Annotated in this window: 12 protein-coding genes; 9 read left to right on the top strand and 3 right to left on the bottom strand. The window is 48.6% G+C overall.

Annotated elements, in window-relative coordinates; all coding sequences use genetic code 11:
* Positions 1-5: 5 nt before the first annotated feature.
* From OIK42_RS03475 to OIK42_RS03505, 7 genes are all read left to right on the top strand, one after another.
* Positions 6-1,064 carry a sugar phosphate isomerase/epimerase family protein gene (locus tag OIK42_RS03475; protein ID WP_273638393.1) on the top strand — a complete coding sequence of 353 codons (1,059 nt, stop codon included), beginning with the start codon at positions 6-8 and terminating at the stop codon, positions 1,062-1,064.
* Positions 1,065-1,117: 53 nt separating this feature from the next.
* Complete coding sequence (locus tag OIK42_RS03480; protein WP_273638395.1) at positions 1,118-2,344, top strand: nucleoside permease; 1,227 nt, start codon at positions 1,118-1,120, stop codon at positions 2,342-2,344.
* Positions 2,334-3,272 carry a hydroxypyruvate isomerase family protein gene (locus OIK42_RS03485; protein ID WP_273638396.1) on the top strand — a complete coding sequence of 313 codons (939 nt, stop codon included), beginning with the start codon at positions 2,334-2,336 and terminating at the stop codon, positions 3,270-3,272. The genes OIK42_RS03480 and OIK42_RS03485 overlap by 11 nt, the downstream gene beginning before the upstream one ends.
* Before the next feature lie 54 nt (positions 3,273-3,326).
* Positions 3,327-5,012, top strand: coding sequence for a GMC oxidoreductase (locus OIK42_RS03490; protein WP_273638397.1), 1,686 nt, complete (start codon positions 3,327-3,329; stop codon positions 5,010-5,012).
* A gap of 1 nt (position 5,013) precedes the next feature.
* Positions 5,014-5,631: a gluconate 2-dehydrogenase subunit 3 family protein gene (locus OIK42_RS03495; protein ID WP_273638398.1), complete on the top strand. Its 618-nt coding sequence runs from the start codon at positions 5,014-5,016 to the stop codon at positions 5,629-5,631.
* Between the two features lie 56 nt (positions 5,632-5,687).
* On the top strand, positions 5,688-6,443 hold the full coding sequence (locus tag OIK42_RS03500) for a 3-keto-disaccharide hydrolase (RefSeq protein WP_273641393.1): 756 nt from the start codon (positions 5,688-5,690) through the stop codon (positions 6,441-6,443).
* 156 nt (positions 6,444-6,599) lie between these two features.
* Entirely contained in the window at positions 6,600-7,475 is an 876-nt protein-coding gene (locus tag OIK42_RS03505; RefSeq protein WP_309568752.1) for a DMT family transporter, read from the top strand.
* A 28-nt stretch (positions 7,476-7,503) separates the two neighbouring features.
* On the opposite strand, the gene OIK42_RS03510 is transcribed toward OIK42_RS03505, so the two are convergent.
* A complete protein-coding gene (locus tag OIK42_RS03510; RefSeq protein ID WP_273638399.1) occupies positions 7,504-7,947 on the bottom strand; it encodes a DUF2177 family protein in 444 nt (147 codons plus the stop codon).
* A gap of 233 nt (positions 7,948-8,180) precedes the next feature.
* Between OIK42_RS03510 and OIK42_RS03515 the strand changes: the two genes are divergently transcribed.
* Positions 8,181-8,711, top strand: a complete 531-nt coding sequence (locus OIK42_RS03515) for a helix-hairpin-helix domain-containing protein (RefSeq protein ID WP_273638400.1) — start codon at positions 8,181-8,183, stop codon at positions 8,709-8,711.
* Positions 8,712-8,856: 145 nt separating this feature from the next.
* Positions 8,857-9,756 carry a hypothetical protein gene (locus OIK42_RS03520; RefSeq protein ID WP_273638401.1) on the top strand — a complete coding sequence of 300 codons (900 nt, stop codon included), beginning with the start codon at positions 8,857-8,859 and terminating at the stop codon, positions 9,754-9,756.
* A gap of 574 nt (positions 9,757-10,330) precedes the next feature.
* Here the strand turns inward: OIK42_RS03520 and OIK42_RS03525 are convergent.
* Together OIK42_RS03525 and OIK42_RS03530 are read right to left on the bottom strand one after the other, a co-directional pair.
* Entirely contained in the window at positions 10,331-11,200 is an 870-nt protein-coding gene (locus tag OIK42_RS03525) for a cation diffusion facilitator family transporter (protein WP_273638402.1), read from the bottom strand.
* 43 nt (positions 11,201-11,243) lie between these two features.
* Positions 11,244-14,354, bottom strand: coding sequence for an efflux RND transporter permease subunit (locus tag OIK42_RS03530; RefSeq protein WP_273638403.1), 3,111 nt, complete (start codon positions 14,352-14,354; stop codon positions 11,244-11,246).
* Between the last annotated feature and the right edge of the window lie 9 nt (positions 14,355-14,363).

Genomic DNA, 14,363 nt, shown 5'->3' on the forward strand with positions numbered 1-14,363 from the left:
TAAATATGTCTGCGATTAAAGGCCCGGCAATATTTCTGGCCCAATTTCTGGCCAATGAAGCGCCATTCAATAAGCTCGATACCATTGCTGCCTGGGCAGCCGAAAATGGTTATAAAGGAATACAAGTTCCTACCAGTGACGATAATATCTTTAATTTAAAACTGGCGGCAGAAAGTCAGGATTATTGCGACGAAGTGGCGGGTATTTGCCGCGAAGCCGGGGTTGAGATCACCGAATTATCAACCCACTTGCAAGGTCAGTTGGTGGCGGTACACCCGGCCTATGACGAACTGTTTGATAATTTTGCACCGTCACATTTACACGGCAAACCGCAGCAGCGTACCGAATGGGCCATTGATCAGCTTAAATGCGCGGCAATCGCCAGCAAACGGTTAGGATTAACTGCTCATGCGACGTTTTCCGGTGCATTACTTTGGCACCTGGTTTATCCGTGGCCTCAGCGTCCGGCTGGTCTGGTAGAACAAGGTTTTGCCGAGCTGGCTAAGCGCTGGAAGCCCATTCTGGACGTGTTCGATGAGCAAGGCGTTGACGTATGCTACGAAATTCATCCCGGTGAAGATTTACATGATGGCGCGACCTTTGAGCGCTTCCTGAAAGCGGTAGATAATCACCCGCGAGCCAACATCTTGTTTGACCCCAGCCATTTTGTTCTGCAACAACTAGATTATCTGGATTTTATTGATCGCTATCACGACCGAATCAAAATGTTCCACGTCAAAGATGCAGAATTTAATGCCACCGGACGCTCAGGCGTATACGGAGGTTATGAAGATTGGGTAGACCGTCCGGGACGATTCCGCTCTTTGGGTGATGGTCAGGTCGATTTTAACGGTATCTTCAGCAAGCTCACCCAATACGGTTTCGACGGCTGGGCCGTGCTTGAATGGGAGTGTTGTTTGAAAGATTCGGCTCAGGGAGCCGCCGAGGGAGCGCCTTTTATTCAGCGTCATATCATTGAGCGCGCCAAGCATGCCTTTGATGACTTTGCGGGTGCACAAGCCAGTGAAGAGCGAAATCGCCGCATACTCGGTTTAACAGACTAAACATAAAACTAGCAGTAAAGTACTGAAGTAAAAGGACAATTGGCGGGGAGCCTATGAACACAATAACAATACGTCTGAGTATTATGATGTTTCTCCAGTTTTTCATCTGGGGAGGCTGGTTTGTCACACTGGGCACCTTTTTAGGCAGTACCCTGGGGGCAAGCGGCAGCGAAATGGGGATGGCTTTTTCAACGCAATCATGGGGAGCCATTATAGCGCCCTTCATTATTGGCTTGATTGCCGACCGCTTCTTTAATGCTGAGAGGATCCTGGGCCTGCTGCATCTGGCTGGTGCGGCACTCATGTACATGATGTTTGTGTCTACCGATTTTGCGGCGTTTTACCCCTATGTACTCGGTTATATGATTGCCTATATGCCTACGCTGGCGTTAGTCAACTCAGTCTCGTTCGGTCAAATGAAAGATCCCAGTAAAGAGTTTGGCAAAATTCGTGTCTGGGGCACCATCGGCTGGATCGTGGCTGGTCTTGTTATCAGTTACGTATTTTCATGGGATTCGCAGCAAGCCATTGCCGATGGCATGTTACGCAACACCTTCCTGATGTGTGCGATTGCCTCGTTGGCACTGGGTATCTACAGCTTTACGCTACCGGCCACGCCGCCAGCTGCCAAAGGTGAGAAGAGCACCGGTTTAAGTCAGTTACTGGGCCTCGATGCGCTGGCACTGCTCAAAGATCGTAACTTCTTAATTTTCTTTGTCTCAAGCGTGCTCATTTGTATACCGCTGGCTTTTTATTATCAAAATGCCAACCCGTTTCTGACCGAGATAGGGGTTGAGAACGCGACCGGTAAAATGACCCTGGGTCAGGTCTCTGAAGTGCTGTTTATGCTGGCGTTACCGATCTTTTTAAACCGCTTTGGTATTAAGGTAACACTGCTGCTGGGCATGGGCGCCTGGGTATTACGTTACGCACTGTTTGCTTTTGGCGATGCCGATTCAGGCTTGTTCCTGTTGATTATCGGTATAGCACTGCACGGGATCTGTTACGACTTTTTCTTTGTATCGGGTCAAATCTATACCAATGCGAAGGCCAATGAGCAAATTAAGAGTGCTGCACAGGGGCTTATTACTCTGGCCACTTACGGTGTGGGTATGCTGGTGGGCTTCTGGGTTGCCGGCCAAATTACCGATAATTATGTCCTGGGTGGCGCGCACGACTGGCAGCAGATTTGGCTGTTCCCGGCGGGCTTCGCGGCAGCAGTATTGGTCTTGTTCCTGATAGTCTTTAAGGCTGAAGAGGTTAAAACCGATGACGTCTGATAACAGCACTAAGCCGGTAATTACTCAAACTGATACGTCGCGACGCGATCTGCTCAAGCAGTTAGTGTTTGGCATTACCGGTGCCAGTTTGAGTCACTCGGCACTGGCGGCGCTGCCTGCTGTAAGTGAGCTTGCCGGAGGTCAGCCGCTTAAGCTAAAGGGCAACATTAAGCATTCTGTGGCACGCTGGACCTATGGCGATCTCAGTGTTGAGGAGCTGTGCATCGTGGCCAAAGCCATTGGCTTTAGTGCTATCGATTTAGTAGGGCCGGAGGGTTGGCCCATCCTTAAAAAATACGGAATCGACAGTTCGATGTGTAACGGTGCGGAGCTTAACCTTGAAGACGGTTGGGCAGATGCCAGGTTCCACGATGTGCTGGTTGAGCGCTACCTAGCACACATTGACCTGGTCGCGGATGCCGGCTACCGCAATTTGATTTGTTTTAGCGGCAACAAACGCGGCGCCACACCCGAAGAGGGGCTGGTGCACGCGGTTAACGGCTTAAAAAGAATACTCGGTCACGCCGAAAAGCGTGGCGTGGTACTGCAAATGGAGCTGTTTAACAGCAAGGTTAATCACCCTGACTATTTTGCGGATAACTCTGCATGGGGGATTGAACTGTGCAAGCAGCTCGGTTCAGCTAACTTTAAGCTACTTTATGATATTTATCACATGCAAATAAGCGAAGGTGACATCATACGTACTATCAACGATAACCATATGTATTTTGGTCACTATCACACCGCTGGCGTGCCCGGCAGAAACGAAATTAACGACACTCAGGAGCTATTTTATCCGGCCATCGTAAAAGCGATAAACGCTACGGGCTTTGATGGATACGTCGCTCAGGAATTTTTACCAACTCCAAAAACCATTCAGGGTCAGATTGAATCGCTGCGCGAAGCCATTCTGATTTGTGATGTGTGATTGGGCAACACACAAAGTCGGCAATGAGAAGTCACCGATTTAAGGGGATAAGTAATGGCAGATAATGTCTATGATGCAATCGTCGTGGGATCCGGGATCAGCGGCGGCTGGGCAGCCAAAGAGCTGGCCGAAAAAGGCCTTAAAGTACTCATGCTGGAGCGTGGGCGTAACATTGAGCACGTTAAAGATTACGTCAACGCGCACAAGGAGGCATGGAACTATCCACACCGGGATTTGCCCACTCAGGAAATGAAAGCCAAAGAGCCGGTGCTGGCACGAGACTATGCGCTGAATGAGTCGACCAATGATATGTGGGAGAGTCACCAAACATCGCCCTATGTCGAGAAAGAGCGCTTTGACTGGTACCGCGGCTATCATGTTGGCGGCCGTTCTTTATTGTGGGGACGCCAAAGCTATCGCCTGAATGAAGAAGACTTTCTGGCTAATGCCAAAGAGGGCATCGCTATCGACTGGCCGATCCGCTACAGCGACTTAGCGCCCTGGTATGACTATGTTGAACGCTTTGCCGGGATCAGCGGTAACCGCGACGGACTGGACGTATTGCCTGATGGTCAGTATCAGCCTCCGATGCCGTTAAATGTGGTCGAAAAAGATCTCGCCAAACGTTTACAGAAAGCCTTTAACGGTACACGCCATATTATTAATGGCCGCTGTGCAAACATGACGGAGCCCAAGCCAGAGCAAAACCGGGTTAACTGTCAGTATCGCAACAAATGCTGGTTGGGTTGCCCGTTTGGCGCGTATTTCAGCACGCAGTCTTCAACGCTACCTGTCGCTATGGCAACCGGTAACCTGACAGTACGCCCGTTTTCTATCGTGACCCGCGTGCTCTATGATAAAGACAAAAAGCGCGCGACCGGCGTAGAAATACTCGATTCAGAAAACAACCAAACCTATGAGTTCAAGAGTAAAATTGTGTTCCTCAATGCCTCGGCACTCAACTCCGTGTGGATGTTGAAAAACTCTGCCACCGATGTGTGGGATGGCGGCTTAGGCAGCAGTAGCGGAGAGCTGGGTCATAACATTATGGACCACCATTTCCGCGTTGGTGCATCTGCCGAAGTGGAAGGCTTCGACGATAAATATTATTACGGTCGACGTCCGTCAGGTTTTTATATTCCTCGCTTCCGCAACTGGCATGACGATAAGCGCGATTATGTGCGAGGCTTTGGTTATCAGGGCTCTGCCAGTCGTCAGGGCTGGAGCCGCAATGTGGCCGAAATGGGGATTGGTGCCGACTTAAAAGAAACGCTGGCTGAGCCAGGTGGTTGGAACATTGGCATGACTGCCTTTGGTGAAATGCTGCCGCATCATGATAACAAAGTCACCCTGAGTAAAACCGTAAAAGACAAATGGGGTTTGCCGGTGCTCGAAATGGACGTGAAGATCAGAGAAAACGAATTTGCCATGCGTAAAGACATGATGAACGACGCTGTGGAAATGTTCGAAAAAATGGGTCTTAAAAACGTTCACGGCTACGAAGGTGATTATGCTCCGGGTATGGGTATTCATGAAATGGGTGGCGCGCGTATGGGCCGCGATCCTAAGTCATCGGTACTCAATGCACACAATCAGGTGTGGGATGCGCCCAACGTTTTCGTTACTGATGGTGCTGCGATGACCTCGGCTTCTTGCGTGAACCCGTCGTTAACCTATATGGCCTTAACCGCCAGAGCAGCTGACTTTGCTGTGGCAGAACTGAAAAAGGGGAATCTGTAAAATGGAAAGACGTGACATTTTAAAGATGATTGCCACTGCCACTGGTGCTGCGTTTGTTGGCGGCAATGCCATGGCCTGGGGCACTAAAGTGCCGGCCACCAGCCCTCAGGCTGCGGGATTCAGCGATGATGATCTCAGTCTCATGAGCGAGATTGCCGAAACCATTGTACCGCGGACCGATACGCCTGGGGCCAAAGACGCAAAATGCGCGGCCATGATGGCGGTGTTCGTGGCTGATTGCTATACACCGGTTCAGCAGCAAACCTTTAAAGACGGTTTAACTAAAATCGATCAGGCCAGCATGAAGCAATTTGATGCGCCGTTTTTAGCGCTGAGTAAAGTGCAGCGTCATGAACTGCTGTCAGCGCTGGATCAGCAAGCTAAAGCGCACAACGCAGAATATGGTATCTGGGGCGCGGCAACGCAAAAGCCCAGCAGCCGTGACGCCGATGACACCGGCCCTGTACCGCATTACTTTACGCTGATGAAGCAGCTTACCCTGTATAGTTTCTTTACCTCAGAAGTCGGCGCGACCAAGGTGCTCAGGTATGTGGGTATTCCGGGCAAATTTGACGGCGATATGCCTTATGAGAAAGGCGACAGAGCGTGGGCGACCTAGTGATTGTTGGTCTAGACTTGTTTAAATCCGCCTATAAAAGGACAAACATGAAACCTATGAATAAGTCATTGAAGTGGGCGCTGGGTATGGCATTAACTGCCCCGACGCTGGCAGCCTGTGCTACCCCGCAGGAGGAACTTGAACCCTGGCAGCAGGCGGCGAAAACCGAAGTGTGGGAGCCTGTACCCAAGGCCGTCGAGGCGCCGGTTAAAGGTGTACCATCAGATGCCGTTGTGTTATTTGATGGAACAGACTTAAGTGCATGGGAGTCGATAAACGGCGGCCCTGCAGCCTGGACAGTGAGCGACGATGCTGTAACGGTTAAACCTGGTACGGGGAACATTCGCACCAAACAATCGTTTTGCGATGTGCAGCTTCACATGGAATGGCGGGCGCCAGCTCCTGAAGACGGCATGGAAGGTCAGCAGCGCAACAACAGCGGTGTGTTTTTCCAGGAGCGCTACGAAATTCAGGTATTGGATTCTTACCAGAATCCAACCTATCCCAACGGTCAGGCAGCTTCGGTTTACAAGCAAACTATTCCGTTGGTAAATGCAACCCGTCCACCGGGACAATGGCAGGAATATGACATTGTATTTACGGCGCCAAAGTTCGATGGTGAAACGCTTACGACACCGGGTTACGTTACCGTAATTCATAACGGTGTAGTGGTGCAAAACCATGTGGAAATTCAGGGCACCACGGAGTGGATTGGTGCGCCTAAGTATAAAGCCCATGGTTGTGCGCCTATTCAACTGCAGGATCATGATAACTTAGTGAGCTTCCGCAATATCTGGTTGCGCGAACTGTAGATAGCTTATAAAGCCAACAGGTTATAAAGCCCGGTTACTTACCAGTACCGGGCTTTTTATTTTGCCTTTGTGGCAAAAAAGGGTAGGCTCCTCAAATATTATTAAGCCGCAGTGAATAACCCCTGTGTTTTTGACATCCGTGGATACACACAAGCTATGATTGGCGAAATAGCCGCGCTGTCGGCGGCACTCTGCTGGGCGGTGTCAGCCCGACTGTTTCAGGTGTTGGGTAAGGCGTTTTCGCCGCTAGCGCTCAACTTTTGGAAAGGCTGCGTAAGCATCGGCATATTGCTGGTGATGACCCAGGTAATGCTGCCCGCGGCACCACTGTCACTAACGGTATGGGCCTGGCTGTTGTTTAGCGGTGCCATCGGTATTGGCCTTGGTGATACGTTTTTCTTTCAGGCGCTGAATAAAATTGGTGATGCGCAAACAATATTAATCGCCGAAACCTTCGCGCCAGTGTTTACCGCTTTATTGGCACTAGCCTGGATTGGCGAATGGCTGAGCTGGCAACAATGGCTCGGCGTTGCGCTGGTGATCCTGTCGGTGGATGTGATTGTTAAAATTCAAAAGCGTACGGCACTGACGTTGTTCGCGCCCAGTGGTTATGTATATGCAGCGCTTGCTGCCCTTTGTCAGGCGGTGGGGGCAGTAATTAGCCGCGATATGTTTACCTCTTATCAGCTGGATGCCTTTAACGCCAGCCTTATCCGGCTGCTGGGCGGGATCGGTATAATTACCGTATTAATGCTGCTGACTAAACAGCAGTGGTTACCCAAAACCGAGAATAAAATTAAAACCTGGCGGTTGTTGGCGCTGGCTGTGATTATTGGCACTGCTATGGCGCTAACATTACAGATGCTGGCGTTTAGCCATACCAAAGCCGCGATTGTTCAAACCCTGCTGGCTGCCAGCGTGGTGTTTTCTCTCGGGGTCGCCTGGGCGCTGGGCGAAAAAGTGAACAGCAAAACCACTTTATGGTCAGCTTTGGCTTTAACCGGTGTAGGGATTTTGCTCTGGTTTGACTAGCGCTAGCGTTGTTTTGTAACTTAACTCGTCATGCATTGGAAGATTGGCTTTTACGCATAAGCTGAAAGCCCAGCCAACCGCTGACTGCACTGGCTGAGGTTAAGAAAATGCCCCATACCCAGTCAATCATCATGATAAACAGGGAAAAGCCTTCTATTATGCTGTAATTGGTAAGGTTGTAGGCGCCATAGCTGGCTAAGCCTAACAAGCCGCCATCGATGGCCGCATAATAAAAAGGTTTATCGCGGTTAGCCACCACGGCCAGCACAAACACCACACCACCGTAGGTGACATAAAACACCAGCCACGGCCAGGTAATAAACTGTGAACGCAACAAACTGTTCATTTCAGTTTGATACCAGCCCTGGGCAATCCAGCCCAGCCATAACGCGTCCAGTATTCCAAAACATATAAAAATAGCGAACACTGACACCATAATACTTTGTGAAAAACGAAAAAGATTCTGCCACATACCTGTTTGGGGTGTATCGCTTAACGTAAGCCCAGTGTGCCATGTTATTCCGCGCTGCGGCAATATAAAGGCTGATCATCAACACAAGCAAGCCCAAAAATATTATTTGCCAGTGGCTTTGTTTATGACAGGTGTAAAAACTGTGCAAGTCGCGGTGGTTATTTGAGCAAGGGTGCGGCACAATAAGTACCGAAACATAAGAAACATAAGAAATAAAAAAGGGAATCACATTCATGATTAAACTGATAATAGCCATCGCATTAATTGCGGGTGTTGTTTACTTGCTGAATAGAAGTCGTCGCTACGGCGAGAGTAGTGAGGAGAAAAACGACAACGATAGTAGCCCGGCCATTAATGATGATAGCGGCACTGAGGACGATAAACACTTATCTGAATCGCAAGAAACGCAACCGGCTGATGATAATACAGTTGCTTTCCCCGAGCAGTCTAACGATGAAGCTCAGCACTCTCCCGCTGCAGAAGACGATAGCATTGAGAAAAACACTCAAACCGTGACGCCCCAGCCAACCCAAGAGACTGAGCAAAGCGATGTGCGTGATGATAATCCGGTGAGTTTCCCCGAAACTGCCGTGACCAACGCCGATTCTGCCCTGGCTTCACTGCCGAAAAATATTCAGGATGCGCTCTCTGCTGCCGGCCTGACCAGCGCTGCTGCTGTTGCCAGTACCAGCGACAAGGAATTGCTGGCCATTAAAGGTATTGGTCCTAAAATGCTGGACAAGATCCGCGCCGCCACGCAGTAGGCCGATTAAATACGTTACGCCCGGCGGCGTTTGTGAGCTAGTTTACAGACGCCGCCAGAGACCATGTTAATGCGCCAAAGCATATACATGGCATTAAAACCTCTTATACACAGGGCCGCAAGTACCCTGCAAAAAGTAGATTCCAATGACAAAAAATAAAGTGAATAGGTTGGTAGTACTGAGTTTCTTATTAGCACTAGCTTGTTCACTTTATTTTATACTTGAAAGCGCGTCATCGACGGAACCGAGGTACTCTGGCTTGGTTTCGCATTCCATTGATAGGTCAGTTTGGTTGCTTAACAGTACTGTTGATAAAACATATCAGCCAGTCAATGTGTATTTTAATGATCACCAAGATTATTTAGACTGCGAACCTTTAAGACAATACGCAAAGCAATATTTTAAGGATAATGTTTACGGTGTAAATCTAGGCCAATCGTGCGAGCAATTATTTTCATTAGTAAACTTGCCCAACTCAGTTAGAAATATTCCCTTAATTGAAGATTTTATAGCAGCCCATGAAGCGTTTCATATATCGGTTCAGTTCCAAAGCGTAGGAATACTTTACGAGTATTCTATTTCTGAGTCACCAGATATAGGCGCTTTTAACGAAGGGATATCGCCACTACTAAATTTGCCTGTAAACAGTGCTCAATGCGAAGCATTTGAAGGGATATTGGACGGTTTCGACGAATCGCATCAAAAATTACTAATTTGGCGAGCTACGTATGAATGGGTTGCTGAATTTTATGCAAAAGAAAAAGTATTTGGAAATGATACGGCCGCCTATATAAGCCTGCGAGACAACTCAATAGAACTTCACTCTACAGGCGTTCCGGTAAACATACAGGACTCTAACCAATTTTATAAAATGAGTTTAGACGTCATTAAGGTAATTGAATCTGCTATAGATCGAGACACATGGCAAAAGAGAGTTCATCAAGGCGAATCAATATTTGACATTTTTATGGAAGTGAATGGCTGTAAAACTTATACCGATGATTGGCCAAGGTATTCATTATCCGAATACAATCTAATTGAATAAACGGTGTTGCAACTGGATGCTGTTATATATGGCCTTTACCCTGACTTCAGCGTTTAACATTAGATATTCCCTTTCGCACACTCGCTGAACACAGTTTGTATCAGCCAAATATTGTTGGCGGCGTGCTCGAAAAAGAGTGCCTAGAGCTTTTTCGCCGGTACATTTACTCGTACTGAGCCGGGCAATGAGTCGCAGTCCTCTGCATTTTCGGCAGGCAAATGTTGGGCAAGTTGACTCTTTTACAAGTAACACTTAAAGAGTTTGTTTTGGTCAGTTGTTGGCTTGCCACAGTTAATAGGTGATCGTCTGCTTTGTACGTATAGCAGCCGTTGGCCTATTGTAACTTTGAAGGCAGTTAGGAGCGAGTTGAAGTTATTCAGCAATAGCGGCTTGGCAGGCGATGAATCGCACTAAGCGGTCATCCCCTCAACCTAATGTACAAGTATAAAAAGGAAAGTAGATGTTTAATAAATTAGTATCGATTCACACAGTTAAAATGGATGGTGAACATTACTGAAGTAAAAAGTCGTTTCATAGTGGCTACACCGCCCATTTGTTATATACAAAATTAATACTAATCAGCATTCCGACATTCTTCGCTGGTTAGCTCAATTTCAATAGTAGTATGCGATAATTCAAACTCTTGCAGCGCGTTGGATACACTTTCTTTTAGTTCGAGGTATTCAGCTTTCGACTCAAACTGACTAACGACGTGAACTGTCGCGACATGGTGCTCACCATCTAGTGACCAGATATGCAGGTGATGCAGATCGCTAACAGCATCAAGTTCAAGCAGTCTATCAGTCACGTTTTGTAAAAGACTGTTGTCTGGTGACGCTTGAAAAAACAGCTTCACGGTGCTGACGAGGTTTCGGATAACATTGAATAAAATGAAAAGCGTAAATCCGATAGAAAGGACAGGATCCAGAACGGGCCAGTCTTTGAACTGCATAACAATAGCGACAATGAGTACCGCTACCCAACCTAAAACGTCTTCCAGCAAGTGCCAGTTCAGAACTTTTTCATTCAGCGATTTACCACCGTGTAATTTATAAGCGGCGAATCCATTGACCAATACGCCAAGAATAGCCAGTACAATCATGCCTTCTGTTTCTGGCATCTCCGGCTTACTCAGGCGTGGCACAGCTTCATAAAGGATCCAGGCGGAACCAACGATTAAAACAATGCCGTTTATCAGCGCCCCAAGTAAACTCAGCCGGCGATAGCCATAGGTAAACTCTTTCGTCGCGCTTTTAGTGCCGAGTTTATTCAGAAGCCACGCACTGCCAATTGACAATGTGTCACCTAAGTCATGCACGGCATCCGCCATAATAGCGGTACTGTTTGTTAACCATCCTCCAATGAACTCAATGATAGTGAAGCCAAAGTTAAGGAAAAAGGCCCAGCCAATTTTTTCTGAGCTATGGGAATGTGAGTGCGCCATATATACTCCTGTAGTGCCCTGGTTTTATCCAGGGCATTGTTTTTTACTGTTTATCCGCTTTCCTGTGCACCAATTGGTATAAGCTTGGGAGCACGAACAATGTTAGTAAAGTTGATGAGATAATGCCGCCGATAACTACCGTCGCGAGCGGGCGTTGAACCTCAGCACCAGTGCCTGTGTTCAGTGCCATAGGCACAAAGCCAAGACTTGCTACCAGGGCAGTCATCAAAACAGGACGAAGCCTGACTATTGCCCCCTCAATGACAGCGGTGTAGAGATCGCCTTTTTCAAACCACAACTGCCTGATAAAGGCGAGCATCACTAAACCATTCAATACGGCGACGCCTGACAATGCGATAAACCCTACACCGGCAGAAATAGACAGCGGCATACCCCGAATCCACAGTGCAAGTACGCCCCCAGTCAGTGCCAGCGGCACACCAGTGAAGATGATTAAAGCATCCTTTACTGAACCAAATGCAAGAATAAGGATGCCGACGATGAGCGCCAGCGTCACCGGGACCACCCAGGACAGCCTTTTGCTTGCCGATTCCAACTGCTCGAACGTTCCGCCATATTCCAGCCAGTAGCCATCTTTTAGTTTCAAGTCTTCATTCAACGTAACCTGCAACTCTGCGACAAAACTGCCTAGATCGCGCCCGCGAACGTTGGTTGTAACGACCACGCGGCGTTTGCCGTTTTCCCGACTGATTTGTGCTGGCGCGGGTTTGACTTCTAATGTGGCCACCTCCTGTAGAGGCACATACCCATCGGGTGTCGGGACTGGCAGTACCTTAAGCTTTTGAACGTCGCGTCGTAGTTGCTCTGGTAGGCGAATTACCAGTTTAAAGCGCCGGTCTCCCTCATAGATCAAGCCTGCTTGCTGACCACCGATACTGGTCGAAACCAGAGACTGAATGTCGATGATGTTCAGGCCATAGCGTGCCATCATTTCACGTTTGGGAATTACCGATAGCATAGGCAGACCGTCTACCTGTTCTACGCGGGTATCTGCTGCGCCTGGTAAGCCTGTCGTCAGTGATGCGACCGAGTTTGCTGATGCCAGTAAGGTATCCAAATCATCACCAAACACTTTAATCGCGACATCAGCTCTGACACCTGAAATTAACTCGTTAAAGCGCATCTGGATAGGCTGCGTAAACTCGTAGTTATTGCCCGGTAGCGCAGTGACTGCTTTCTCAAGCTCCTTAATGAGCTGTGATTTGGGCTTATCCGGAGTGGGCCACTCAGAGCGGGGCTTGAGCATGACAAAGGTGTCAGCGACATTAGGTGGCATAGGGTCGGTGGCCACCTCTGGCGTCCCTACTTTGGCATACACCTTGTCAACTTCTTCAAAGTCGATAATGGTTTTTTCAAGGAGTTCCTGCATTTCAACAGACTGCTCCAACCCCGTGCCTGTAATACGCAATGCATGCAGTGCGATATCCCCCTCGTCCAGCTGTGGAATGAACTCAGAACCTAATGTGGAGGCAAGCCATGAGCAAACCACAACGAGACCCAGCGCGCCTGCCAGAATAAGCGAGTTGAACTTAAGCACCCACTCAAGCGCAGGTCGATAAATGGCTTTCGCCCCGCGGATTATGATGCTCTCTTTTTCGCTGATTTTTCCGCGCATAAATACGGCTATCGAAGCAGGCACAACTGTGAGTGATAATACCATCGCACAAAGCAATGCGATTACCACCGTTGTTGCCATGGGGTGAAACATTTTCCCTTCTACGCCAGAAAGGGTGAATATCGGGAAGTACACCGCGGTGATGATACCCACGCCAAACAAACTGGGGCGGACAACTTCAATAGTGGCGTCTTTGACTTCCTGTAAGCGCGCTTTAAGCGCCAGTATGCCGCCTTGTTGCTTTTGCGCCTCTGAGAGCCTGCGAATACAGTTCTCCACAATGATGACAGCGCCGTCCACAATCAAACCAAAGTCCAGCGCGCCGAGACTCATCAGGTTGGCGGATACCCCCCGCTGAACCATGCCGGTAATAGTCATCATCATCGCGATAGGAATAACAGCCGCCGTGATAAGGGCAGCACGGATGTTTCCTAACAGTAAAAACAAAATAACGATAACCAGCAGTGCGCCTTCCAGAAGATTTTTTTGTACAGTCTGAATGGCTTTGTCTACCAGCGTAGTGCGGTTATACACCACCTCCGCCTTAACCCATTCAGGCAATGATGTTTGTATTTGCTGAAATTTATCATTGGTAAGCGCTGCAACTTCACGCGAATTTTCCCCTACCAACATCATCACTGTGCCCATCACGGTTTCTTTCCCGTTTCGGGTTGCTGCCCCTGTGCGTAACTCTTTTCCCAATCCCACTTCGGCGACATCCTTGACTAAAACCGGCACGGAACCCTTACGTCCGACAACAACATTTCTGATGTCCTCAATGGTTTTTAACTGGCCCGGTGAGCGAACTAACAATTGTTCGCCATTGTTCTCTATATACCCGGCTCCAGCATTGTCATTGTTGCTTACCAACGCTTTGCGGATATCTGCCATAGTCACACTCATTTCCAGCATCTTCGCTGGATGTGGCATCACGTGATACTGCTTGTCGTACCCCCCTATGGTATTCACTTCCACCACGCCCTTAACCTGAGCTAGTTGTGGTTTGATTATCCAGTCCTGAACTTCACGAAGTGCCATAGGCGTAACGGGCGAGCCGTCCGTCATTTTGGCGTCGCCTTTCGCTTCCAGCGTGTAAACGAAGATTTCACCCAGTCCTGTTGCAATCGGTCCCATCTCAGGTTCAAGCCCAGGCGGCAGAACGCTTTTCAGCGTTGCCAACCGCTCATCTATAAGGTTCCGCGCAAAGTAAATGTCAGTTCCTTCTTCAAATACCACGGTGATCTGAGAAAGTCCGTAACGTGAAATAGAGCGCGTATAGGACAAATTGGGCAGACCATACAACGCCGTTTCAACCGGAAAGGTGATCCGCTGCTCGGCTTCAAGTGGCGAATAACCTGGTGCTTCGGTGTTTATCTGAACCTGAACATTAGTAATATCCGGAACCGCATCTATCGGTAGCCGCTTATAACTCCAGATGCCGATGCCTATGATGACAAGCACCAGAGTTAATAGCAGGTAACGCCGCTCGACTGAGAGGCGAACAATATTATCTATCATTTGTCTCTC

The organism is Alteromonas gilva (genome assembly GCF_028595265.1).
Classification (GTDB): Bacteria; Pseudomonadota; Gammaproteobacteria; order Enterobacterales; family Alteromonadaceae; genus Alteromonas; species Alteromonas gilva.

What these genes read in the sequence shown, in the direction of transcription:
- OIK42_RS03475 (WP_273638393.1), top strand. Translation starts at nt 6, where the DNA reads ATGTCTGCGATTAAAGGCCCGGCAATATTTCTGGCCCAATTTCTGGCC.
- OIK42_RS03480 (WP_273638395.1), top strand. Translation starts at nt 1,118, where the DNA reads ATGAACACAATAACAATACGTCTGAGTATTATGATGTTTCTCCAGTTT.
- OIK42_RS03485 (WP_273638396.1), top strand. Translation starts at nt 2,334, where the DNA reads ATGACGTCTGATAACAGCACTAAGCCGGTAATTACTCAAACTGATACG.
- OIK42_RS03490 (WP_273638397.1), top strand. Translation starts at nt 3,327, where the DNA reads ATGGCAGATAATGTCTATGATGCAATCGTCGTGGGATCCGGGATCAGC.
- OIK42_RS03495 (WP_273638398.1), top strand. Translation starts at nt 5,014, where the DNA reads ATGGAAAGACGTGACATTTTAAAGATGATTGCCACTGCCACTGGTGCT.
- OIK42_RS03500 (WP_273641393.1), top strand. Translation starts at nt 5,688, where the DNA reads ATGAATAAGTCATTGAAGTGGGCGCTGGGTATGGCATTAACTGCCCCG.
- OIK42_RS03505 (WP_309568752.1), top strand. Translation starts at nt 6,600, where the DNA reads ATGATTGGCGAAATAGCCGCGCTGTCGGCGGCACTCTGCTGGGCGGTG.
- OIK42_RS03510 (WP_273638399.1), bottom strand. Translation starts at nt 7,947, where the DNA reads ATGTGGCAGAATCTTTTTCGTTTTTCACAAAGTATTATGGTGTCAGTG.
- OIK42_RS03515 (WP_273638400.1), top strand. Translation starts at nt 8,181, where the DNA reads ATGATTAAACTGATAATAGCCATCGCATTAATTGCGGGTGTTGTTTAC.
- OIK42_RS03520 (WP_273638401.1), top strand. Translation starts at nt 8,857, where the DNA reads ATGACAAAAAATAAAGTGAATAGGTTGGTAGTACTGAGTTTCTTATTA.
- OIK42_RS03525 (WP_273638402.1), bottom strand. Translation starts at nt 11,200, where the DNA reads ATGGCGCACTCACATTCCCATAGCTCAGAAAAAATTGGCTGGGCCTTT.
- OIK42_RS03530 (WP_273638403.1), bottom strand. Translation starts at nt 14,354, where the DNA reads ATGATAGATAATATTGTTCGCCTCTCAGTCGAGCGGCGTTACCTGCTA.